Source organism: Asanoa iriomotensis (genome assembly GCF_016862515.1).
Lineage (GTDB): Bacteria > Actinomycetota > Actinomycetes > Mycobacteriales > Micromonosporaceae > Asanoa > Asanoa iriomotensis.
This window is the reverse complement of record NZ_BONC01000041.1, coordinates 1-22,386: the sequence shown is the minus strand read 5'-3', so window position 1 is coordinate 22,386 and position 22,386 is coordinate 1. Positions and strand designations below refer to the sequence as shown.

The 22,386-nt window shown below is 71.5% G+C and carries 19 protein-coding genes; 10 read left to right on the top strand and 9 right to left on the bottom strand.

The window, feature by feature from the left end:
• Positions 1–42: 42 nt before the first annotated feature.
• Positions 43–405: an STAS domain-containing protein gene (locus Air01nite_RS25795; protein ID WP_239090972.1), complete on the bottom strand. Its 363-nt coding sequence runs from the start codon at positions 403–405 to the stop codon at positions 43–45.
• Between the two features lie 133 nt (positions 406–538).
• Here Air01nite_RS25795 and Air01nite_RS25790 point away from each other — a divergent pair, with 133 nt between their 5' ends.
• Together Air01nite_RS25790 and Air01nite_RS25785 are read left to right on the top strand one after the other, a co-directional pair.
• Positions 539–2,239 (top strand): PP2C family protein-serine/threonine phosphatase, encoded by a 1,701-nt coding sequence (locus Air01nite_RS25790; RefSeq protein WP_239090971.1) that lies wholly within the window; start codon positions 539–541, stop codon positions 2,237–2,239.
• Positions 2,236–3,237, top strand: a complete 1,002-nt coding sequence (locus Air01nite_RS25785) for a cobalamin B12-binding domain-containing protein (protein WP_203705891.1) — start codon at positions 2,236–2,238, stop codon at positions 3,235–3,237. The genes Air01nite_RS25790 and Air01nite_RS25785 overlap by 4 nt, the downstream gene beginning before the upstream one ends.
• Before the next feature lie 34 nt (positions 3,238–3,271).
• On the opposite strand, the gene Air01nite_RS25780 is transcribed toward Air01nite_RS25785, so the two are convergent.
• The 4 genes from Air01nite_RS25780 to Air01nite_RS25765 all read right to left on the bottom strand — a co-directional run bounded on the left by Air01nite_RS25780 (position 3,272) and on the right by Air01nite_RS25765 (position 6,163).
• Positions 3,272–3,481, bottom strand: a complete 210-nt coding sequence (locus Air01nite_RS25780) for a hypothetical protein (protein WP_203705890.1) — start codon at positions 3,479–3,481, stop codon at positions 3,272–3,274.
• Positions 3,478–4,137 carry a DUF998 domain-containing protein gene (locus Air01nite_RS25775; protein ID WP_203705889.1) on the bottom strand — a complete coding sequence of 220 codons (660 nt, stop codon included), beginning with the start codon at positions 4,135–4,137 and terminating at the stop codon, positions 3,478–3,480. Before Air01nite_RS25775 ends, Air01nite_RS25780 begins: the two co-directional genes overlap by 4 nt.
• Positions 4,138–4,324: 187 nt before the next feature.
• A complete protein-coding gene (locus Air01nite_RS25770) occupies positions 4,325–5,452 on the bottom strand; it encodes an ATP-dependent DNA ligase (RefSeq protein WP_203705888.1) in 1,128 nt (375 codons plus the stop codon).
• A gap of 30 nt (positions 5,453–5,482) precedes the next feature.
• Positions 5,483–6,163 carry a type 1 periplasmic-binding domain-containing protein gene (locus tag Air01nite_RS25765; RefSeq protein WP_203705887.1) on the bottom strand — a complete coding sequence of 227 codons (681 nt, stop codon included), beginning with the start codon at positions 6,161–6,163 and terminating at the stop codon, positions 5,483–5,485.
• A gap of 129 nt (positions 6,164–6,292) precedes the next feature.
• Here Air01nite_RS25765 and Air01nite_RS25760 point away from each other — a divergent pair, with 129 nt between their 5' ends.
• From Air01nite_RS25760 to Air01nite_RS25750, 3 genes are all read left to right on the top strand, one after another.
• Positions 6,293–7,501 carry a HupE/UreJ family protein gene (locus Air01nite_RS25760; protein WP_203705886.1) on the top strand — a complete coding sequence of 403 codons (1,209 nt, stop codon included), beginning with the start codon at positions 6,293–6,295 and terminating at the stop codon, positions 7,499–7,501.
• Between the two features lie 130 nt (positions 7,502–7,631).
• Positions 7,632–9,614, top strand: coding sequence for a purple acid phosphatase family protein (locus tag Air01nite_RS25755; protein WP_203705885.1), 1,983 nt, complete (start codon positions 7,632–7,634; stop codon positions 9,612–9,614).
• A 78-nt stretch (positions 9,615–9,692) separates the two neighbouring features.
• Complete coding sequence (locus Air01nite_RS25750) at positions 9,693–10,745, top strand: COG1470 family protein (RefSeq protein WP_203705884.1); 1,053 nt, start codon at positions 9,693–9,695, stop codon at positions 10,743–10,745.
• Between the two features lie 241 nt (positions 10,746–10,986).
• On the opposite strand, the gene Air01nite_RS25745 is transcribed toward Air01nite_RS25750, so the two are convergent.
• From Air01nite_RS25745 to eccB, 3 genes are all read right to left on the bottom strand, one after another.
• Positions 10,987–12,336 carry a hypothetical protein gene (locus tag Air01nite_RS25745; protein ID WP_203705883.1) on the bottom strand — a complete coding sequence of 450 codons (1,350 nt, stop codon included), beginning with the start codon at positions 12,334–12,336 and terminating at the stop codon, positions 10,987–10,989.
• On the bottom strand, positions 12,329–12,691 hold the full coding sequence (locus tag Air01nite_RS25740) for a DUF2563 family protein (RefSeq protein ID WP_203705882.1): 363 nt from the start codon (positions 12,689–12,691) through the stop codon (positions 12,329–12,331). The genes Air01nite_RS25745 and Air01nite_RS25740 overlap by 8 nt, the downstream gene beginning before the upstream one ends.
• A 161-nt stretch (positions 12,692–12,852) precedes the next feature.
• The gene (gene eccB, locus Air01nite_RS25735; RefSeq protein WP_203705881.1) at positions 12,853–14,256 is read right to left on the bottom strand and encodes a type VII secretion protein EccB; all 1,404 of its coding nucleotides are present in this window, start codon (positions 14,254–14,256) and stop codon (positions 12,853–12,855) included.
• A gap of 119 nt (positions 14,257–14,375) precedes the next feature.
• On the opposite strand from eccB, the gene eccE reads away from it, so the two are divergent.
• Entirely contained in the window at positions 14,376–15,485 is a 1,110-nt protein-coding gene (eccE, locus tag Air01nite_RS25730) for a type VII secretion protein EccE (protein ID WP_203705880.1), read from the top strand.
• Positions 15,479–16,147: a hypothetical protein gene (locus Air01nite_RS25725; RefSeq protein WP_203705879.1), complete on the top strand. Its 669-nt coding sequence runs from the start codon at positions 15,479–15,481 to the stop codon at positions 16,145–16,147. The genes eccE and Air01nite_RS25725 overlap by 7 nt, the downstream gene beginning before the upstream one ends.
• Here the strand turns inward: Air01nite_RS25725 and eccD are convergent.
• Complete coding sequence (gene eccD, locus Air01nite_RS25720; protein WP_203705878.1) at positions 16,144–17,508, bottom strand: type VII secretion integral membrane protein EccD; 1,365 nt, start codon at positions 17,506–17,508, stop codon at positions 16,144–16,146. The two genes, Air01nite_RS25725 and eccD, sit on opposite strands and share 4 nt — an antisense overlap.
• 151 nt (positions 17,509–17,659) lie before the next feature.
• On the opposite strand from eccD, the gene eccCa reads away from it, so the two are divergent.
• From eccCa to Air01nite_RS25705, 3 genes are all read left to right on the top strand, one after another.
• The gene (gene eccCa, locus Air01nite_RS25715; RefSeq protein WP_203705877.1) at positions 17,660–21,619 is read left to right on the top strand and encodes a type VII secretion protein EccCa; all 3,960 of its coding nucleotides are present in this window, start codon (positions 17,660–17,662) and stop codon (positions 21,617–21,619) included.
• An 82-nt stretch (positions 21,620–21,701) separates the two neighbouring features.
• Positions 21,702–22,016, top strand: coding sequence for a WXG100 family type VII secretion target (locus Air01nite_RS25710; RefSeq protein WP_203705876.1), 315 nt, complete (start codon positions 21,702–21,704; stop codon positions 22,014–22,016).
• Between the two features lie 23 nt (positions 22,017–22,039).
• Positions 22,040–22,321, top strand: coding sequence for a WXG100 family type VII secretion target (locus Air01nite_RS25705; protein ID WP_203705875.1), 282 nt, complete (start codon positions 22,040–22,042; stop codon positions 22,319–22,321).
• Positions 22,322–22,386 lie beyond the last annotated feature (65 nt).

The window sequence follows — 22,386 nt, the reverse complement described above, 5'->3', positions numbered from 1 at the left end:
AATTAAGGGAGTTACGCCAGAGGCGAACGAGGGATCTTGGGGTTACGCGGTGGCGGCGTCGGACTCGGCCCGCGGGGCCTGGCGGGCGAGCAGCTCACCGACGCCGGTGATGTCGAGGATCGAGTGCAGGAACGGCGGGACCGACCGCAGCGCGACCGGGACGCCCGCGTCCTGGCCACGCCCCCAGGCGTGGACGAGCACGGCCAGACCGGTGCTGTCGATGAACGTCAGCCGCTCGACGTCGATGGTCAAGGTGGCCGGGTCGCGGTCGAGCGCGGCGGTCAGCGCCACCCGCAACACGTCGGCACAGGGAAAATCGAGGTCGCCACGCACGGTGACCACGGCATCGTCGCCGTCGGCGACTTCGACGACAAGGGGCGCCGGGTCCGGTGCGAGCCGACTCACCGTGCCACCTCCTCTTCGACGGGATCCACTGTAGGGCACCCGCCGCGGATCCGCCCGCCAACACATGCCGCATGGCAAACATGCGCGTAGGGTGGGTTGCCGAGGCCAACCGATCAGGGGGAAGTCGACGCACGTGAGTACCGCCGACGTCGCAGGCTCGGAGTCGGGCGGTCGCCCGGTCCCGACCGCGGCGACGCCCGACCGGTCCGCCGGCACCCCGGTGGGGCGCCGGCGTCCGTCCGTCGTGCTGCCCGCGGCCACGGTCCTCGACAACTTCCGCGAGGGTGTCGTGGTCACCGACCCGGCCGGCGTGATCCGCGAGTTCAGCGAGCCCGCGTTGCGGCTGATGCCAGGGCTCGCGGTCGGCCGCACCCTCGCCGGTTGCGGCGTCAACCCGCTGACCGTGGGTGAGCAGACCGTGGGCGATCGGCGCGTGCGCTGCCGCCGCGTCGAGCTGACCGTCGGCGGTGCGACGAGCATCGCCTGGTACGTCGAGGACGTCACCGACGCCGTCGCGCGCTCCGACGCCCTGCTCGCCGAGCGCGGCCGGGCCCGCTTCCTGGCGATGGCGAGCCAGAAGCTGGGCAACCCCCTGCACGAGGACCGCGCGGCCCGCGCGGCCGTCCGGCTGGCCGTGCCCACGCTCGGTGAGGTCGCCGTCGTGCTGCTGGCACCGCGCCGCGGCCGGGCCCGCTGGTGGCGCGCCGCGGGCGGCGACGCCGACGGACCCGCGCTGGTCGACGGCGGTGTGCTGGACGCCGACGACATGCCGGCGGCGGTCGAGCAGGCGCTGCGCGGCGAGGAACCGTCGGAGGCCGACTGGCTCGCCGACCAGTTCGCCGACGCGGGCTGGCTCGGCGACCGCGACCTGACCCGCGTGACCGTGCGGGTGGTCGCGCTGCCCGGAAGCGCGTCCGCGACCGGTGCGCTGCTCGTCGCCCGGAGCACCGACCTCGACGAGCACGACATGGACATGCTGCGCGGCTTCGCGGCCCGGGCGGGCGCGGCGCTGGACGCGGCTGTGCTCTACCGCGACCAGGCCGAGGTGGCCGAGACGCTGCAGAACAGCCTCGCGCCGACGGAGCCGCCGAGCGTCGGCGGCGTGCAGTGGGGTGCCGCGTACCGGCCGGCGCAGAGCTCGCTGCGGATCGGCGGCGACTTCTACGGCGCGCACGAGCTGCCCGAGGGAGGCGCGCTGTTCTACCTCGGCGACGTGTCCGGCAAGGGCGTCGACGCGGCCGTGTTCACCGGGCAGATCCGGCAGGGCCTGCAGGCGCTGCGGCGGATCGAGTCCGACCCGGCCCGCTTGTTGACGCTGCTCAACGACTCCGTGCTGGAGACCACGCGGGCCAACGGGCATGGCCGGTTCGCGACGATGGTGCTCGGCCGGGCGCACCCCGCACCCGGTGGCGGCCTGTCCCTGACCCTCGCCAGCGGCGGCCACCTGCCGCCGGTCGTGATCCGCGCCGACGGCTCGGTGGAGACCGTCGACCTGCGCGGCATGCTGATCGGGGTCGTGCCGGACCCGCGGATCGCCGCGGTCAACGTGCAGCTCGCGGCGGGGGAGACCTGCCTGCTGTTCAGTGACGGGGTGACCGAGGCGCGCGGCGGTGTGCGCGGCGAGCAGTTCGGCGCCACCCGGCTCGTCGACGCGCTGGGCGGCTGCCAGCGGATGCCGGCGCCGGCCCTGGCCGAACGCGTCGAGCAGGTGATCGGCGACTGGCTCGGCGGCCGCAACCACGACGACATCGCCGTGTTCGCGGTGCGGGCGGTCTCGCCCGGCTCGCCGACGCGGCACCTGCACGCCGTGCCCGATCGGCGGTTGGCGTCATGACCGCGGTCCTCGACCGGACACTCGACGGCGCGTACCCGGACTATCTGCGTTGTCTCGACGACGCCGACGAGACCGGCGCGATCGACATAGCGGTCGCCCTGCTCGACTACGGCGTGCCGGCCGACCGGGTGCTGCTCGACCTGGTCGCGCCGGCCCAGGCCCAGGTCGGCGAGTGGTGGGCGCGCAACGAGTGGAGCGTGGCGCAGGAGCACGCCGCGACGCACGTCAGCGAGCGGGTGGTGGCCGCGGTGGCGGCGACGGTCCGGCCGCGGCCGTCCCGGGAACGCATCGTGGTCGCCTGCCTCGACGGTGAGTGGCACGCGCTGCCGGCCCGGCTGGTCGCCGAGGTGCTCCGGCTCGACGGCTGGGACGTGACCTTCCTGGGTGCCAGCGTGCCGTCGCCGCACCTGGTGTCCTATTTGCACCGCCACGATCCGCGAGCCGTGCTGTTGGCGTGCGCGCTGCCGATGCGGTTGCCGCACGCGTTCCGGGCGATCGAGGCCTGCCGGCGCACCGACGTGCCGGTGCTGGTCGGCGGGCGCGCGTTCGGCGCCGACGGGCGATGGGCGCGGAAACTCGGGGTCGCCTGGGCCGCGGACGCGCGTGCGGCGTCGGCGGTGCTGGCGACGCCGGCCTTCGACGTTCCGCACGGTGCGTCGTTCCTTGACGACGCCGAGTACGCGGGGCTGGTCGCCGCCCGGGTCGAGCTGATCGACCTGGCGCTCGACCGGCTCGACCTCGCGCGTTACTCGCCGCCCCAGGTCGACGCCACGGTGGCTGACCTGGGCTACATCGTCGACTCGCTGACCGCGGCCGTCTACGTCGACGACGCGACGCTGTTCGGCGAGTTCGTGAGCTGGATGCGCACGGTCCTGGCCAGCCGCAAGGTGCCGCTGCAGACGGTCGGTTCGACGTTCGACGTGATGGCCGGCCGGCTGCGCGACTTCCCGCGGGCCCGGGCCTACCTGCGGGGCGCTGCTCCCCGGCTGGCGGCATGACAAAGATCCCGGCGGGCGCCCGCCGGGATCTTCGCTATTCGGCTGCTTCTTCCGAGGTCCGGCGTTCGATCTCCTCCGGGTCTTCCTGCCGGACGACGGATGCCTCGGTGGCTTCGGGCTCTTCCTCCCGGATGTCCGATTCCATCAGGATCGCTTCCGACTGTTCCTGGAAGTCGTCACTGCCCACCGCTTCTTCCTCGGGCAGCGGATGCTCGGCTCGGGACTGCGCGCGGTCGTCGGTCATGCCTCCGCACTACCCCGGTGTCCAGGGCCGCTAACCGCTCCGACCAGGGTGAGGGGCTCGATGGCCCGGTCCACGGCGATGTGCCGGCGCGTGGCGCGGAGGACGGCGACCGTGATGACCGTCAGGATGGTGATCTCGACGGCGACCAGCCCGCGCTCGACGAGCCCCATCATGATCCGTTCGCCGGGGAACGCGACGTACCAGAGTGCGCCGATCCCGACCACGCAGCTGACGCAGAGCCAGCGGACGGTCGCGCCCATCCGGCCGCCGAGCCCGGCGAACCGGCCCGCGATGACCGCGGCGGCGATCGGCAGGGCGACGAACGCGGCCACCGACGTGTAGCGGTGGATCAGTGCGGCGGTCGACATCGTCGACATCCCGGGCGGGTCGGTCGGGATGATCGCGGCGACGAGCAGACCCGCGGACCAGATCGACAGGAGTACGGTCGGCAGACCCCGGACGGCGGCACCGGCGGCGCGGAGCCCGGCCAGCAGCGCGGGCGCGGCGATCGCGAGGGCGACCATCGCGATCTCGATCGTCACACCCCGGTTCGACAGGGCGTAGTCGCTGATCGTGAGCTCCAGCGGGTCGTAACCCGGCCCGAGTCCGATGTGTCCGACCACCGTGGCCACGACGGCGGTGACCAGTCCAAGCATCGACACGGTTCCGAAAACGCGGGCTGCGGTGGTGTTTTTCTGCATGCCCCAAGGCTTCCGGCCGGCGCGTTCTCCCGATATCGGGAAGCGCCCGGGTGGGCCCCTCGAATCGTTCCCTGACGAACGTGGGGGGATTGTCCGGGCCTACCGCTCAGGGTCGGGAAAACCCCACCTAGGTTGTTCGGGTCTATGCCTCCGGGGCGATCCGGCCGGCCAGAACATCGGCGACGTCGAACCGCACAGGTTGGTCAAGCTGGTCATAACCGCAGGATTCCGGGTCGCGGTCGGGCCGCCAGCGGACGAACTGGGCCGTGTGCCGGAAGCGGTGGCCCTCTAGGTGGTCGTAGCGCACCTCGACCACCCGCTCGGGCCGCAGCGGCACGAACGACAGGTCTTTCTCGGGGTTCCACCGACTGGCGTTGGAGTCGCGCCGAACCTCTGTGTTTTCGAATGCCGCCGCCCAGTTCCACGGGTGGTGAGCGAAGTCGGTGACCAGCGATTGCAGTTCGGCGTATAGCTCCTTGCGACGCGCCATCGGAAACGCGCCGATCACGCCGACGGAGCTCAGGTTGGTGCCGCCGCTGTGTGCGCGCCAGGCCGCCGGCAGCAGCGGGTTGTCGGGATTGTCGTAGAGCCCGAGCAGCAACGACCCGATCGCCTCGGGCTCGGTCTTGTGCACCCGATATCCGGCGACGACACAGTCGGCCGTGCGCTCATGCTTGATCTTCGCCATGACCCGCTTGTTGGGCTGGTAGACCTCGGCACCGCTCTTGGCGATGAGCCCGTCGAGCCCGGCTCCCTCGAACAGGTCGAACCACCGCCGCGCGATGGCCCGGTCGGTGGTGATCGGCGTGAGGTGGACGGGCGGCCGCGCATCCCGCAGCGCCCGCTCGAGCGCGGCCCGCCGCTCGCTGAAGGGCCGCCCGGTGTAGTCGTCGTCGCCGAGCGCGAGCAGATCGAAGGCGATGAAGCTGGCCGGCGTCTGCTCGGCCAACAGCTTGACCCGGCTGGCGGCCGGATGGAGACGCAGCTGCAGGGCACCGAAGTCGAGACCCTGGGTGTCGGTGCTGGCGATGACGATCTCGCCGTCGACCACGCACCGGGGCGGCAGGCTCGCCTTCACGGCCTCGACGATCTCCGGGAAGTAGCGGGTCATCGGCCGCTCGTTGCGGCTGCCGACCTCGACCTCGTCACCGTCGCGGAACACGATCGACCGGAAACCGTCCCACTTGGGCTCGTAGAACCGGTCATCTGGGATCTCCGCTACCGATTTCGCCAACATCGGCTGGACGGGCGGCATGACGGGCAGCTGCACGATCCCCATTCTGGCCCGGGGGACCGACAGTCAGCCGGCTGAACCGTCGTCGAGCCAGACCACGATCCCGGTCAGCTCGTTGAGCACCGCCGCGACGCCCGCGCGGACCGCCGCCGCACAGCGCTCCGCCGTGAACGAGCGGGCGTCGTAGGTCGACGACATCCCGAGCCCCTCGCCGCGGAACGAGGCCCCGGACCAGTCGACCGAGGTGACGTTGTGGGTGGGCTCCGCCAACTCGGCTCCCACGACGAGGAACTGCTGCGCGAGGTGGCTCGCGGTGACCAGGGCGAGCGGGTCGATCAGGTCGTTGCCCGCGCTGACGACCAGGTCCGGTCGCAGCTCGACGGCCCGCGTGATCGTGGGCACCAGGTCATGGGCCGAGCCGGCGACCTCGGTGCGCAGATCCACGTGCTCGGCGTCGGCCCACTCCCGCACCGCGGTCACCAGCGCCTTCGTCGGGGCGTCGTCGCCGGCGGTGAGCAGCACGACGCGGTAGTCCTTCGGCGGGTGCACCCCGTCCCACGAACCCGGTCGCGGCCGGACCGTGCCCTCCGGCGTGGGCGGGGCGGTCGGGTCGGTGAACCCCGGACCGAGCGTGCCCACCGGCACGGGCTTCGGGTGGGGCAGCGTCCAGTCGTCGCTGGCACCGCATCCGGTGGCCAGCGCGGCGATCACGGCAAACGGGGCTACGGCCCGGACCAAGCGGTGCACGGGTTAGTTCCTACCGCAGTTCCATGGCTTCAGACCCCTTCCGACCAGGTTGTCTTCAGCGCTTAGCCGGTGAGCCGACTGCCGTTCACCTGCCGCGTGCAACGTGCACTGGCCAGCTGAAGGAGCACCATGTCACCACCCCTTCGCCGGATCGTCGCCGGCGCCTTGCTCTCGCTCGTCGCGCTCGTCACCGGTTTACTGATGGTCACGCCCGCGCAGGCGCACGGCTTTTCCTCGACGGTGTACGTCGACGTCACCGGCGACGACAACGGTCAAGTGCGGACGAAACTGCAGCTCGAGTACGACCTGCTGGTCGTGTCCACCGCCGACTTCCGCCACGACGACCCGCTCTTCCGCGCGGGCACCGCCGCGTTCGACAACGGCGACACCCCGGGGGAGGTCGCGGCGCTGAACACCCACGCCGATTCAGTCGTCGGGTACGTGACGGAGCGCTTCGGAGTCACGGGCTGCACCGCTACCCGTGCCGGCGACTTCACGGTCGGCGACCGCGACGGCGTGCCGTACGCGAATCTCGTGCTCGATTGGTCGTGTCCTTCCTCGCGGCTGTCCGGGCACGAACTGCGCAGCGGTCTGTTCCCCGACGCCGAGGGCTACGTCAAGGGCACCAAGACGATCGTGACCTACGTGATCGACGGCCGGTCCGGCAGCGCGGCGCTCGACGCGAACACCCCGTCGTTCTCGACCGGGCAGTCCGCGTACCAGCGATTCTGGGAGTTCTTCCGCCTCGGCGCCGAACACCTGCTGGGCGGGATCGACCACATCCTGTTCCTGCTGGCGCTCATCGTCGGCTCGCGGCGGCCGCGGGAGATCGTGCTGGCCGCGACGAGCTTCACCCTGGCGCACTCGGTGACGTTCATCCTGGCCGCACTCGGCGTGGTCGACGTGCCGGCGCGGGTGGTGGAGCCGGTCATCGCGCTGTCGATCGCGGTGGTCGCCGGCTGGTTCCTGTGGCGTCTCTGGCGGCGCGGGGATCACGCCGCCGACCTGGCCTCCAGCGCCGGCGGACACTTCAGCCTCGACCGATCCGGCTGGAGTCGGCTCGGCGTCGTGTTCTGCTTCGGCCTGGTGCACGGGCTCGGCTTCGCGGGCGCGCTGGGCATCGACGAGGCGTGGTCGTGGACTCTGCTGTGGTCGCTGCTCGTGTTCAACGTCGGCATCGAGGTCGTCCAACTCGCCCTTATCGCCCTGGTCTTCCCGCTGCTCATGGTGGTGCGCAAGCGATCACGAAAGGCGGGCATGTGGGCGTCCGGCGTGGTTTCCGGGGGTGTGTCCATCATGGGCCTGGTCTGGTTCGTCCAGCGGGTCTCCGGTCACTGATCGTCTTGGAGGCCTTCCGGCAAGTGACACGGTCTCGCCCGGTCGGGTTCATGATCGGTTCACCGGTCAGGAACAGGTTGAGATCGCTTCATGATGCACCTACCCCTGGAAAGTTAGGGACGGAAAACCCATGAGATCTCGCATCTCGACGCGGAACCCTGGTCAGGCGCGGCGTCGCGCCGTCGCCGGGACCACCGCGGCCTGCCTCGGGCTCGCTCTGGCCCTCGGCAGCGGCCTGGCGAGCCCCGCCAGCGCCGCCGACCCCACCACCGTCAGCGCCCTGATCCTGGGCGTCGGCGCCAACGAGTCCCAGCGCATCGTCACCTGGTACTCCTCGACCGACACCGCGCAGCAGGTCCAGCTCGCCCCGACCGCGGAGCTGACCGACGGCGCGTTCCCCACCGGTGCGGCCACCTTCGCCGCCATCGGCGGGGCGAACATCGCGACCAGCGGCGGCTTCAACCGGCACGCCACGATCACCGGCCTGAAGGAGCACACCGCGTACTCCTACCGCGTCGGTGAGGAGGGCAGCTGGTCCCCGACGTACGCGTTCAAGACGCAGGACTTCGAAGGCGACTACGACTTCCTGTTCTACGGCGACCCGCAGATCGGCTCGTCGGGCGACGTGGCCAAGGACCAGGCCGGCTGGCAGGACACGCTGGACGTGTCGCTGGCCGCCAACCCGAACGCCGAACTGCTGGTCTCGGGCGGCGACCAGGTCGAGACCGCCAACACCGAGTCGCAGTGGAACGCCTTCCTGGCGCCCGACAAGCTGCGGCAGTACCCGTGGGCCGCGACCATCGGTAACCACGACGTCGGCGGCAAGGCGTACGAGCAGCACCTGTTCACCCCGAACACGGACCGCTCGGGCCCGCTGTACGCCAACGGCAACCCGGCGTCGAACACCTCGGGCGGTGACTACTTCTACATCTACAAGGATGTGCTGTACATCGACCTGAACAGCAACAGCTACACCACCACGTCGGGCGGTGGCGGCGACGCCGCGCACATCAACTACGTCACCGACGTGATCAACAAGCACGGTGGCGAGGCCAAGTGGACGGTGCTGGTCTACCACCACGCGATCTACTCGCCGGCGGACCACGCCAAGGACGGCGACAACAAGGTGCGGCGCGTCGACTTCCCGACCGCCTTCTCCAAGCTCGGCGTCGACCTGGTGCTGCAGGGCCACGACCACAGCTACTCGCGTAGCTACGTCAACAAGAACGGCGCGAAGGCCAACCCGGACGAGCAGCCGGGTGCGGCCGACGTCTACGCGGGCCCGGGCGGCGTGGTCTACGTGACGGCGAACTCGGCCTCGGGTTCGAAGTACTACGACATCACCAAGCCGGACAGCAGTGGTACGAGCGGCGCCGGCAACGGTGCTGACCCGCTGAACCCGGACAACTACTGGTACAACTCGGTGCAGAACCAGGAGCACGTCCGCAGCTACGTCAAGGTGGAGGTGCGCAGCGACAAGCTGGTCGTGGCGAACGTCCGCAGTGGCACCTGCGCGGCGCCGAACGCGGCCGTGGAGCGCGGCAACGTCGCCTGGTGCAACAACACCGCCGAGAACCAGCCGGTGGGCTCGATCGTCGACAAGGTGACGATCCACCCGTACCACGCCGACGGCCAGGACCTGCAGGTCAACGTGCCGAACGCGGCGCCGGGCGAGTTCGGCTGGACGATCGACGGCTACAACGGCCTCGTCGACCTCGGCACCGCCGTGGAGCACAACGGCGACTACTTCTCGGCGGCAGGCAAGATCAACCCGCTTCTCGTCTCGGACAGCCGCCGGTCCCTCGCGCCGTGGTCGATCTCGGCCAGCGTGAGTGACTTCAAGGACGCCGACAAGACGTTCTCGGGTGCGTACCTCGGTTGGACGCCGTACGTCCTGGACGCCGGCGCCGGTGCCCAGGCCAGCGGCGCGATCCCGTCGGCGTACGACGACCACGGCGACGGCCTGTCCGTCTCCCGCGGTCTGGGCTGGGCCGAGCAGGGCCACCCGCGCGGCACCGCCAAGCTGGGCGCCGACCTGGATCTGAAGATCCCGGGCAGCGTCGAGAAGGGCGGCTACCGCGCCACCCTCACGATCACTGCGCTGAGCAGCTGACCGTAGTTGTTTGACCGGTGGGGTGGGCGCCGTGCCGGTGCCCACCCCACCGACCACTCCAGATCCGAGGTTCTCAAGATGCTCGCCGCAGTCAACCCGCGTGTCCTTGTCGCGTCTCTGGTCGCCGCTCTGGCGACGATCGGCCTGTTCCCCGGCCCGGCCCGCGCGGCCGACGGCGACGTGGCGTGGACGGTCCGCACGGCTTCCAACAGCTTCGGCGACGACCGGTCGAGCTTCAGCTACGCGGTCAACCCGGGCGGCGAGGTCAAGGACACGATGATCGTGGCCAACCGCGGCGCCGCGCGGCTCGACCTGGCCGTCTACGCGGCCGACGGATACACCACGGGCACGGGCCAACTCGACCTGATCGCCAAGGACAAGCAGTCGAAGGCGATCGGCGTCTGGCTGCACGCGGCCAGCGGGCAGATCACGGTGCAGCCCGGAAAGACCGTCGAGGTGCCGTTCACGGTCGCGGTCCCGGCCAACGCCACCCCAGGTGATTACGTCGGCGGCGTGATTACGTCACTGACCCAGCCGGACCAGGCGCAGGGCATCAACGTGGAGCGCCGCCTGGGCATCAAGGTCAAGCTGCGGGTAGGCGGCGACCTGACGCCGCAACTCACGATCGAGAACGCGCACATCTCCTACAAGGGCACGGCAAACCCGTTCGCCAAGGGCAACGCCACGGTGACGTACACGATCCACAACGTCGGCAACGCCATCGAGTCGGCGCAACAGAACGTGTCGCTGTCGGGCCCGTTCGGCTGGCTGCGCGCATCGGCGAGCGAGGTAGCCCCGTCGCCAGAACTGCTGCCAGGCGAAACCTGGACGGTCACGGTGCCGGTCCGCGCGGTAGCGCCCGCGTTCCGACTCGCCGCCACCGCCACCCTGACGCCGCTCATCACGGACGCCTCGGGCTCGACTACCCCGCAGGCCGAGGTGAAGATAACCGCGGGCGGCTGGGCGGTCCCGTGGATACTGTTGCTGCTCGTCGTGCTGGTCGCCGCGGTCATCGTGCTGGCGATCCTGCTGAGCCGCCGCGGCCGCACGCGCCGCAAGGCCCGCGAAGACGCCCGCGTCGAAAAGGCAGTCGAGGAAGCCATCCGCACCCGCGGCGCCCAAACAACCTGACCCACGGCAGCCGACCCGCGGCCCGCAAGACGTTGCCAGGCCCAGCGCGGCCCACGCGCTGGTCCGGCACCGCCGGTTCGGGTCGCGCGCTGCTCCGGCCGCGCCAATCCGGCCCAGACGCTGATCAGCCCGCTGGTCCGGCTGAGCGGCTGCCCGGCCCCGCGGACGGTGGCGCGGCCCAAGCGCGACCCGCGTTTGGCCTCGCCGCCGTGGCGCGGATTTGCTGCGGGTTGGTCGTGGCTCAGGTGGTGCCGAGGACCGGGGGTGGGACGTCGCCCGCGTCGCGCCAGACCAGGTCGTCTTCCGTTAGCCAGGTGGTGTGTTCGTCGGTCTCGTCCTCGTGCGCGTGGTTGGTGCGCGCGCCCGCCGCCTGGGAACGTGCCCCCGCGGTCGTGCCGTTGCGGCCGCCGTCCGGGCCGGTCGGCATCCCCGCGCGCGAGCCGCTGCGCGGGCCCGCCGCGCTGTTCGTGCCGCCACCCGGCCGCCCGGCGGCCGACTGGCTGCCGTTGACCGACATCGTGCGCCCACCCGCGCCGCGCGTCCCAGTCGCCGCCTGACCCGAAGCCGTAGGCGGCTTGACCGAGTTGGCGCCCTTGCCCGCCGCCGACGCGGCTGTGGTCGGCCCTCCGGTGGAGACGTTCGGCTTGCCCTGGCCCAGCACCCCACCCGGCGGCAGCGTGCCCGAGGTCAGACCCGTGCCCATGACGCCCGACGGGCTGGAAACCCCGCCCAACTGCGTCAACGCCCCAGCCGTGCCCACCACCGCGGCGCCGGCCGCGATCGCGCCGTCGCCGCTGCCGGTGAGCTGCGAGCCCACCTGCGTGCCGTCGCCGGTCGTGCCCGAGCCCGTGGTCGCCGGGCCGCCGGTCAGGCCAGGGTCCGCGGCCACGTGCGCCGGGTTGTCGATCGTGCCGGTGCGGCCCGAGCCACCGGGGCCCGTGCCGGGATCAAGCGAAGGCGCGCCGACCACCGGGCCGCCGCTCGGCGTCGAGCGCCGACTCGGGTCGCCCTCTGGCAGACCCGGCGGTGGTGGCTCGAACGGACGCCAGTCGAAACGGTCAGCGACCTCATAAGACGTTGCGACGCCCGCCACCAGCGCGGCCATCCGCTGCCGGGCGCGTTCCTTCTCTTCCTCGTCCTGGTTGTGGCCCATGAAGCCACCGAGGAGCGCGCCGCCGAGCGCGCCCGCCGGACCGAGCAGCGCGCCCTTGCTCGCGCCGTCGGCCGCGCCGCTCCAGAGCTTGTCGTTGTCGTCGTGTTCCTCTGGGGTCTCGGCCTTGGCCTGCGCGTCGGACAGCGCCGCGCTCATCTGGCTCAGCCCGCTGTGCGTCGCGAGGAAGTTGCCGGACAGCTCGCGCGAGAACGTCGAGATCTTGCCCACCCGGTCGCGGAACTCGGTGCCCGCGGCGCCTTCCCAGCCCGCCAGCACCCGCTGGAGGTCGGTGTCGATCGTGCCGGCCAGGGTGTCGGCTTGGCGTTCGGCCGACTTCCACGCCGCGACCGTGTTTTCGATCTGGCACGGTGAGCCCGCGAACAGCTGGTCGTAGAGCTCGCGGTGGCTCATCCCCGCGTAGCGGCCCCCGTCACCCATTGCCCGAAACCCCCAGTGCCTTCTGCACCCCGCCGAGCACGCTGGCGATGTCGGCCGAGTTGGCCGCGTTGCGCTCCTCGGTCGTGCGGTAGTTGCTGATGATCGTGTCGGTTGCCTTCTGCGCCGCGTGGATGGCGTCGATCAGCCGGCGTACGCGGGCGACCTGCTCGTCCTGGCGGGTGTCATGGGCGTCGGTGATCCGCTTGGCGTCGGCGAACGCGCCCAGCGGCGGTCGCGCGGCTGCCGAGCCCGTCACGGTCCTGAGCAGCGTTTCGGCCTCGGTCAGGCGCGCGTTGAGCGCCTGCCGAAAGTCTTCCAGCGAGAGAATATCGACCTTGGTCTGTTCGTTCCCCATCGATCAGATGTCCAGTCTTGTCTGGGTGGCCCCGGATGCCGGGGTCGCCGGTTGCATGCTCACTCCACGTCGTCCACAGTCGAGACTAGCGAAAGGCAACGACACTTTTCGACCCGTCACCCACCGCGAGCCAGATCAGCCCCACCAGCGCCGGACGGCGGTCAACCAGACGGCCGCACGAACCGCTGCGCCGCCCCCGGATCCAGCACCGGCCCGTTGGGCACCAGCGCCAGCAGGTTGGCCGGCACCGGCAACGGATCCGCACCGCCATAACCCAACGCCGCCGCCGCGTTGACCTGGCCCTCGTCGCGCAGCGGGAACTTGTAACCCTGATCGGTGATGAGATAGGTCGTCGTGTCGGCCTTCACCCCAGGCGCCGGCTCAACCCGCACCAACGCGCCCTTTCCACTGTCGACGACCACGCGATCGGCCGTACCCACACCATCAGCACCCGGACCACCCGCGGACCCGGCGCCGGCCGGCAGACCGGACGCCACCGCGGCATAGCGGCGCACGCGCGGCGTGACCCCACCCTCGTGCACCGCGCACAGCATCGGGTCCGCCGCCTGCGTCGGCGGGATCTCCGGCAGCGCCGCCGGGAAGCCCTTGGGCTCCACCGAAGCACCGCGGACCAGCGCCGCCGCCGCATCGGCAGCCGAGATCTCGATCTCCCGCGGGTCGTCGGCGAGCAACAGCCGCGCCGACACGTCGCCGATGGTCACGAGACCGTCGCGCGTCAACACGTACCGCTGCTGACCCGCCCGATAGACCTGGCCGATCTCACCGCGATCGCCGCCGATTCGTCGCGAGCTGGTGTCCCCGGCGCCGTCGATCCGCGGTTTCCGCAGGTCAGGCCCGCCGGAAACACCGTTGAGAAACGCCTTGCCCACGACGACAGGGTTGACGGCAGCCAACTCCAGCGCGGTCAACGTGACCTCGTCGACGACCCGGAAGCGGCGATCGTCGAAGACCACATAGGTCGCCGCCGGCCCGCTCGCGTCGGGGGGTGTGGTCACCAGCAACGCCCGGCGCGTGCCGAGGGCCTCACCACGACCCGGCTCGCGTCCGACGAACATCGTCGTCGACGGCCCGCCGGTGCCCTGCGGCGGCGTGCTGCACACGCTCCATGGCAACCGCACCAACGCGGCGCGATCCGGCGGCGGGTCGGGCGCGCCCGGGATCCCGATCGGTTCACCCACCGCGTACGCACCCAGCGAGTCCCGCGACATCTGCCGGATCGTCGGGTTCTCGTTGCCCGCGAACAGCAACGCCGAACTCCAGTTGAGCACCGGGTGCAACGTGTTGTCGACGAGCACGTACCGCGCGCCCGTCTCCCGCATGATGATCAGCTCACCGGTCGCCGGCTTGCCACCGCCCGGATTGACCAGGCCGATCACGCCGATGATCGCGAACACGATCGCCGCCACCATGACGCTGCCGAACAGCGCCAGCCCGAACCGCCGCATCGGCAGCTCGTTGGTCTCCGGCTCGCCGGTGAGCAGCCCCGACACGATGCGCCGGGTGATGAACCGGTGCGCCTGCACCTGCTCCTGCCGGCTGCGCATGACGACCCTCCCCAAGCATCGTGAACGAGCGGGCACGGCCGCGTCCGCGACGGGGCCACCCTACGATAGGCGACTCGTCGTACGCTGTCCCCGCCGTGCCCCTGGGGAGGAGAACGCGGATGCGACCCGCTGTTTGGCGCCTGGTGGTGGCCGAGACCGCCATCGTCGCCATCGCGCTCGCCGCGTTCAGCGGTGCACCGATAGCGCTGGGCGCGGCGGCGGCAGCCGCTCTCGTCGTCGCCGGCGTCGTCTACGCCCGCCGCGACGGTCGATGGTGGACGGACAACTTCCTCGCCCGCCGGCGTTGGCGGCGACGGCGCGGCACCGGCGAGGTGCTGGAAAACCATTCGATCAACGGGTACGACGACAGGGGCACCAGTGTCGGCATCGGCTGCGACGCGGGCGGCTTCTACGCCGCGGTCGCGATCGCGCCGCCGCTCGGCGTCTCCGGCACCCGCGGCGTCCCGGTCCCGGTCGACCGGCTCGCCGCCCTGCTCGACGACGCGACCCTGCCGGTCAGCGGCGTCCAGGTGGTCAGCTGGGCCGCCCCGGCACCCCACCACCTGCTGCCCAGCCAGGTGCCCAGCGTCGCCTCCTACCAACAGCTCGCCGCCGACCTGCTGCCCGCCGGCCCGGCGCCGATCGAGCAGCGCGACTGGGTCGCCGTCCGCCTCGACGTCGCCGATGCCGCGGTGGCCGCACACCGGCGCGGCGGCGGCGTCGACGGCGTGCACCGCGCGGTGGCCGCCGCCGTCGGCCGGGTCAGCAAGGCGTTGAACAGCGCCGGCATCGTCACCGAGATCCTCGGGCCGCAACAGTTGGCGGCGGCGGTGCGACTATGCGCCGGCGTCGACGCACCGCAGCGTGACGACCGGCTGCCGGGGGAGGACTGGACCACCTTCCACGCCGCCGGCCTGCACCACCTGGCATTCGAGGTGCAGGGGCTGCCGCCGCGCGAGGCGCCACTGTCGTCGTTGCTGCGGGCACCCGCCGCGCAGGTGGTCCTCTCGGTCGAGTTGCGCCCCCGCCAAGCCCGACGCGACGACGCCGGCGGACCTGTGCTGTCCCGGACCGTGGTGCGGATGGCCGCACCCGCGCCGCGCCTGCCGGAGGTGGCTCGCCTACTGTCCGGCCGCGCCGGTCAACTCGGCCTCAGGCTGCGCCGGCTCGACGGATGGCAAGGCCCGGCCGCGTACGCGACCGCACCGACCGGCGGTGGCCCATGGTGACCCGCACCGCCCAGCCGATCTCCGCGGCGGCCGCGGGCGCCATCGGCATGCGGGCCGAGCACACGGGTCTGCTGCTGGGCAGAGGCGCCGACGGCAACGCGGTGCTGCTGCGGATGTTCCGGCCACAGCCGACCCGGATCGCGCTGATCGGTGGCCTGTGGCTGGCCCGCGTCGCCGTGTTCCGGGCGCTCGCGCTGGGCGCCCAGGTCTTCGTCCGCACCTCCGACGAACGCCGCTGGCACGGTCTCGGTGAGGTCGCGGTCGGCAATCCCGATCGCGTACGTGTCGTCACCGGCGGCCGTCCGGCTGTGGCGGCCTGGGTCGGCGAGCCTGTCCTGCACGTGCACGACATGGAGGCCCAGCGGGTCGCCGACCTGCGACCCGGCGAGGCGTGGCAGACCACGCTGGCCATCTCCGCGCAGCTCACCGACACGGCGGCCGACGCGCTGGCGGTGGCCGACGCCGCGCTGGTGCAACGGATGTGGGCACAACAGGCGGTCTACGTCGCGGCCCGCCTCGGCGTCGACCCCGACGCCGCGTCCGAAGTGGAGAGTCTGCCCGACGACACGGTCGCGCTGCTCAGCGACGGCCAATGCCGCCTGGCCTGGATCTCGGCAACCGAAATCGAGCAACAGATGTTCGGCCCGCCGGGCCGGCTTTAGCTTTCGCGGATGGCGCGGATCCAGCCGTACAGGCCGCTGACCCAGACCACCAGCGGCAGGATGCCGAGGATCAGCAGGATCTCCAGGAGGTCGACGGTGCGGCCGAGCACCGGCGAGCGGCGCCGGCCAGCACCGAGGGCCGAGCCGACGCTGACCGCGGCCACCACCAGCAGCCCGGCCACGATGAACGCCAGCCGGCCGAGCATGCTCGTGGCCAGGAAACCGCCGACGCCGATCGAGGCCAGGGCGACCACGCCCGCGACCAGCAACGGCAATCGTTGCGCAGTCGAGATGAACCAGCGCGCCCGCATGAACAGCAGCAGCCCGAGTGCCGCGCACAGCACGTACCCGGCGGTCCCTCCGGTTGTGACCAGCGCGATCGCGGATCCCGCCGCGATCAGGGCGACCGCACCCAACATCCCGGCGAGCAGGTCGTCGGCGCGCTCGGCGAGGCGCAGCACCCGCGCACCGTCGACGGTCTCGGTGTCGGAGCGCAGGTCCTCGGTGCCGGACGGCACGGTCGGCACCGGCAGCCCAGCCATCCGGTAGGACATCATCGGCATCGCCGGCACGACGACCAGGGCCAGCGCGAGCACGACCGAGGCGGCGCCGGCCGGGGTCGCGCCGAAGATCATGCAGACCGCGGCGGCCGCGCCGAGTGCGACGGCACCGGCGGTGGTCGCCAGGAACACCTGACCGTAGGCGGCGACGGCGGCGCTGCCCGCGACGGCGGAGACGAACACGACGGCGGCGGCGCAGACCAGCAGGTCAGGGGCGGCGAGATCGCCGAGGCCGCGGTCGCCGGCGAACAGGGTCAGGCCACCGACGGCGGCGTACACCATGGACACCAAAGCGATCAGCAGCCCGTTGCGGTGGTCACCGAAGCCGCGCGCCGCGACGGCGGCTGTTGCGAGCAGGAGCAGGCCGAGTACGAGGGCGATCGCGGGCGCCACACCGCGCGGCGGGCCGGTCAGCGCGAGGGCGACGGCACCGCCGACCAGCGCGGCCGCGCCCAGGCCGAGCCCGAAGACCTTGGTGGTCGTCGCGGACCAGCGGCCGGGCCGCATCCGGGTCGCGGTCGCGATCGCGTCGACCACGTCGTCGAAAACGGGCTCCGGCTGCTCACCGCCCCGCGGGCGAAGATAGAGCAGCTCACCGTCGCGGATCTCCAGTTGGGCCGGCGACTGCGCGATGTCGAGCGCCGGGCCGGCCAGGCGGGCCAGCGACCAGCCGTAGCGGCCGTCAGGCTCGTCGGCGAGGCGGTCACCGGCGAACCTCAGCAGCGTCGGCAGCACGTCGGCGAGCGGCACATCGGACGGTAGAGCCAGGTCGACCCGGGTCTTCGGCGCGACGATCGTCACGCGGCTCGATCCCGCTGTCGTCGCGCCCGCCACGGTCTCTCCTTCTTGTCCACAGGCCGCACCCGGGCGTATCGCGGGCGCCACCGCTTCGGGCAGAGTACCTACGATGGCCACGGTCCGGTGACCACCCGCCGCCCTGGGGAGGAAAGGCGTGAGTACCGTCCTGTTCCGTCGGCCGCCGCGCCGGCCTGGCCCCGCCATGCCGCGCGGTGAGCTGCTGGTCGAGTCGCCCCCTGAGCTGCCGGAACAGTTGCCGCGGGGGATCGGCCAGCTGTTGATGGTGCTCCCGATGGTCTGCGGCGTGGGCGCGATGGCCTTTCTCTACGCGGGCCGCGGCGGCGGTGCGGTGACCTGGATCGCCGGTGGTCTGTTCGGCGTGTCCATGCTGGGCATGGCGATCGGCACCATGGGTGGCGGCGGCAACAAGAAGGCCGAGCTCGACGCGGAACGCCGCGACTACATGCGCTATCTGGCCCAGATCCGCAAACGGGTACGCCGCGCGGCCGACCAGCAACGCGCCGCGGCGATGTGGGTGCACCCGGCGCCCGACGCGCTGTGGTCACTGGCCGCCTCGCGGCGGATGTGGGAGCGCCGCTCGACCGACGAGGATTTCGGGCAGATCCGCATCGCGGTCGGTCCACAGCAGCTCGCGGTCAACGTCACGCCGCCCGAGACCAAGCCGGTCGAAGACCTCGAGCCGATGTCGGCGATCGCGTTGCGCCGCTTCATGAACACCTTCCGCGCCGTGCCCGACCTGCCCATCGCGCTGTCCGTGCGGGCGTTCGGCCGCATCTCGTTGCGCGGCGACCGCGCACGGGTGCTCGACGTGGCCCGCGCCGCGATCGGCCAGCTCGCCACCTTCCATTCGCCGGAAGACGTCCGCATCGCCCTGGTCGCCGCGCCCGAGCGGGTGGCCGACTGGGACTGGCTCAAGTGGTTGCCGCACGTCCAGGTCGACCGCAAGGTCGACGGTGCCGGCCCGGTCAGGCTGGTCTTCGACTCGATGACCGCGCTCGAAGACGCGCTCGACGAGGAGCTGAGCAGCCGCGGGCGGTTCAACCCGTCGGCCAAGGCGTTGACCACCGAGGCGCACGTGGTGGTGATCCTCGACGGTGGTGAGGCACCGGCCGCCGCCCAGCTCACCGGGCCGGGCCTGCTCGGCACGACGGTGCTCGACCTGTCCGGGGTGGTGCCGCGCGAGGCGGGCCGCTGGCTGCTCGCGTTGACTGTCAACGGCGACCGGATCGAGGTCAATCAGGGCAACCGCAGCACCTCGCTCGGCCGGGCCGACACGTTGGCGGCGACCGTCGCGGAGTCGCTGGCCCGCCAGCTCGCGCCATACCGGCTGTCACACCAGACCACCAGCGAGGAGCCGCTGTCCCGCAGCCCTGAGCTGCCGGAGCTGGTCGGCGTCGGCGACGCCGCGGCGGTCGACCCGCGCCGCAACTGGCGGCCCCGCCCGGTGCGCGAGACGTTGCGCATCCCGCTCGGCCTCGGCCCCGACGGCGCGGTCGTCGAGCTCGACCTCAAGGAGTCGGCGCTCGAGGGCATGGGCCCGCACGGTCTCATCATCGGCGCGACCGGTTCCGGCAAGAGCGAGCTGTTGCGCACGATCGTCGCCGCGCTGGCGATCACCCACTCGTCCGAAGAGCTCAACTTCGTGCTCGTCGACTTCAAGGGCGGCGCGACGTTCGCGTCGCTCGACGCGTTGCCACACACCAGCGCCGTGATCACCAACCTCGCCGACGAGTTGCCGCTGGTCGACCGCATGCACGACGCGATCGCCGGCGAGCTGCAGCGGCGGCAGGAGCTGTTGCGGGCGTCGGGCAACTACGTTTCACGGCACGAGTACGAGCGTGCCCGCGCCGGCGGCGAGAACCTCCAGCCGTTGCCCAGCCTGCTGATCATCTGTGACGAGTTCAGCGAGCTGCTCGCCGCCAAACCCGACTTCATCGAGCTGTTCCTGCAGATCGGCCGGCTGGGCCGGTCGCTCGGCATCCACCTGCTGCTGGCCTCGCAGCGACTCGAGGAAGGACGGCTGCGCGGGCTCGACACCCACCTGTCCTACCGGATCGGCCTGCGCACGTTCTCCGCCGTCGAGAGCCGCATCGTGCTCGGGGTGCCCGACGCCTACGAGCTGCCCAACGCGCCGGGCCACGGCTACCTGAAGATCGACACCGCGACCATGCTGCGGTTCCGCGGTGCCTACGTGTCCGGCGCCTACCGGCAGGCCAGCGCCGCGACCTCGGCGGCCAAGGCGCGGGTGCAGGGCCAGGTCGTGCCGTTCACGATGGCCGCGGTGCCGCTGCCGAAGATGCCCGCCGCGCCGCCCGAGCCGGTCGAGGCCGAGTCCACCGGTCCCGAGCCGGCGCGCCAGGTGACGATGCTCGACGTGGTCACCGGCCGGTTGCGCGGCCAGGGCCCGCCGGCGCACCAGGTGTGGTTGCCGCCGCTCGACAAGCCGGTGCCGCTCGACGCGCTGTTGCCGCAACTCCAGCGCGACCCCGACCGCGGGTTGCAGTCGCCCGGCTGGCCGGGCATCGGGCGCCTGGCGGTGCCGGTCGGCGTGGTCGACCGGCCGTTCGACCAGCGCCGCGACCCGCTGGTCGTCGACCTCTCCGGCGCCGCTGGCAACACGGTGATCGCGGGCGGTCCGCGGTCGGGCAAGAGCACGCTGCTCCGCACGTTGATCTCGTCGCTTGCGCTGACCCACACGCCGCGCGAGGTGGCGTTCATGTGCCTCGACTTCGGCGGCGGCACGCTGCGCGGCCTGGCCGGGCTGCCACACGTGTCCGGGGTGGCGGCCCGGCGCGACGTGGAGGCGGTGCGGCGGTCGATCGGCGAGGCGACGGCGCTGCTCGACGAGCGCGAGCAACGGTTCACCGAGCGCGGCATCGAGTCGATCTCCGCGTACCGCCGCATGCGCGCCACCGGCCGCTTCCCCGAGGATCCGTTCGGCGACCTGTTCCTGGTGGTCGACGGGTGGGGCATTCTGCGGGAAGACTTCGAAGAGCTGGAAACGCGGATCACCCGGCTCGCGGCCCGCGGCCTCGGCTACGGCATCCACGTGATGATCACGGTCAACCGGTGGGCCGAGCTGCGGATGAACGTCCGCGACCTGCTCGGCACCCGGCTGGAGCTGCGCCTCGGCGACCCCGCGGAGTCCGAGATCGACCGCCGCGCCGCGACGAACGTGCCGCCCGGCCAGCCGGGCCGCGGCCTCACCCGCGACAAGTTGCACTACCTGAGTGCATTGCCCCGAGTCGACGGTCTGGGCGACGCGGACTCGCTGGTCGACGGGACGGCCGGGATGGTCGCCGCGGTCACCGAGTCGTGGGCGCACCCACCGGCGCCCAAGGTCCGCCTGCTGCCGCGGCGCCTGCCGGTCGACGAGCTGACGAAGATCGCGGGCACCGACGGGCCCGGTGTCGCGATCGGACTCAACGAGTCCCACCTGTCGCCGGTGCGCATCGACTTCTCGGTCGACCCGCACCTGCTGGTCTTCGGCGACGTCGAGTCGGGCAAGACCAACCTGATGCGATTGATCGCCCGATCCATTGTGGATCGCTACACACCGCAGGAGGCGCGGCTCGTCATCATCGACTACCGCCGTGGCCTGCTCGACGCGGTTTCCGGCGATCACCTGCTGGGCTACGCGCCATCGGCCACGGTGGTCGGTGAGATGGTGGGCTTCCTGCGCGACTCGATGAAGCAGCGGTTGCCGGGCCCCGACATCACGCCGGAACAGTTGCGCAGCCGCAGCTGGTGGCACGGCCCGGAGCTGTTCGTGATCGTCGACGATTACGACCTGGTCGCCACGGCGGGCAACAATCCATTGTCGGCACTGCTCGAGTTGTTGCCACAGGCGAGCGACATCGGCCTGCATCTGATTCTGACGCGCCGGGTGGGCGGCGCCGCGCGCGCCCTTTACGAGCAGGTCATCCAGCGGATGCGCGAGCTCGACACACCCGTTTTTCTGATGTCCGGCAAGCCGGAGGAGGGCGCGCTCGTCGGCTCCCTCAAACCCAGTCCACAACCGGCGGGCCGGGGCACGCTCGTCCGCCGGCAGGACGGGCAGCAATTGGTCCAGACGGCCTGGATAGAGCCGTGACGATCCGGGGCTGCGCCGCGGTGGTGCCGTCCGTTACGGTGAGTCCGGACGTGTCGCACGAATCAAGCGAGGGGTGAGTGTTATGGGTCAGCCGTTCCTGGTTGATGCCGCGACGCTCCACAAGGCTGCGGGGGATGTGCGGTCGACAAGGTCTGATGTCGACGGTGATCTCAAGCGGCTTTGGGGCGTGTTGGACGATCTGGCTGTCGCATGGCAGGGCCAGGCTTCCGCCGGCTTCCAAAATCTGATGGTCCGCTGGAATGGTGATGTCAGCAAGCTGCTGACCGCGTTGGACAACATCTCGGAACTGCTCGACCAGGGTGGCACCACCCACCAGGTCAACGACGAGCAGCAAAACGAGATGATCAATAAGTTCAACTCGGCCCTGAACCCGTGATCTGAGCGAAGGATTCCGAGACCATGTCGCAGATCCAAGTCAACTACGCCGCGCTCGAGAACGCGCAGTCGCAGATGCAGTCGATCTCCAAGACCATCGACGGCCGCCTCGACAGCCTTCGCTCGCAGCTGCAGCAGATGCAGTGGAACGGCTCCGACCGCGAGGCCTACCAGGCCTACCAGGCCCAGTGGGACGCCGCGGTCGCCGACATCAACGCCATCCTCCACGAGATCGGCGCCGCGGTTGGCCTCGCCAACCAGAACTACATCACCACGGAAATGAACAACGCGAAGGTCTGGGGCTAACGCCCCACCATCATCCGCGGGCACGGCCCGGGCAAGCCGCCCGGGCCACGCTGCGTTTGTCACCC

Bases quoted from the DNA above. Each gene is read 5' to 3' on its own strand.
- Air01nite_RS25745 (WP_203705883.1), bottom strand. From the start codon at position 12,336: ATGGGTGACGGGGGCCGCTACGCGGGGATGAGCCACCGCGAGCTCTAC.
- Air01nite_RS25775 (WP_203705889.1), bottom strand. From the start codon at position 4,137: ATGCTTGGACTGGTCACCGCCGTCGTGGCCACGGTGGTCGGACACATC.
- Air01nite_RS25725 (WP_203705879.1), top strand. From the start codon at position 15,479: ATGGTGACCCGCACCGCCCAGCCGATCTCCGCGGCGGCCGCGGGCGCC.
- Air01nite_RS25785 (WP_203705891.1), top strand. From the start codon at position 2,236: ATGACCGCGGTCCTCGACCGGACACTCGACGGCGCGTACCCGGACTAT.
- Air01nite_RS25755 (WP_203705885.1), top strand. From the start codon at position 7,632: ATGAGATCTCGCATCTCGACGCGGAACCCTGGTCAGGCGCGGCGTCGC.
- Air01nite_RS25710 (WP_203705876.1), top strand. From the start codon at position 21,702: ATGGGTCAGCCGTTCCTGGTTGATGCCGCGACGCTCCACAAGGCTGCG.
- Air01nite_RS25750 (WP_203705884.1), top strand. From the start codon at position 9,693: ATGCTCGCCGCAGTCAACCCGCGTGTCCTTGTCGCGTCTCTGGTCGCC.
- Air01nite_RS25780 (WP_203705890.1), bottom strand. From the start codon at position 3,481: ATGACCGACGACCGCGCGCAGTCCCGAGCCGAGCATCCGCTGCCCGAG.
- Air01nite_RS25760 (WP_203705886.1), top strand. From the start codon at position 6,293: ATGTCACCACCCCTTCGCCGGATCGTCGCCGGCGCCTTGCTCTCGCTC.
- Air01nite_RS25705 (WP_203705875.1), top strand. From the start codon at position 22,040: ATGTCGCAGATCCAAGTCAACTACGCCGCGCTCGAGAACGCGCAGTCG.
- Air01nite_RS25740 (WP_203705882.1), bottom strand. From the start codon at position 12,691: ATGGGGAACGAACAGACCAAGGTCGATATTCTCTCGCTGGAAGACTTT.
- eccE (WP_203705880.1), top strand. From the start codon at position 14,376: ATGCGACCCGCTGTTTGGCGCCTGGTGGTGGCCGAGACCGCCATCGTC.
- eccB (WP_203705881.1), bottom strand. From the start codon at position 14,256: ATGCGCAGCCGGCAGGAGCAGGTGCAGGCGCACCGGTTCATCACCCGG.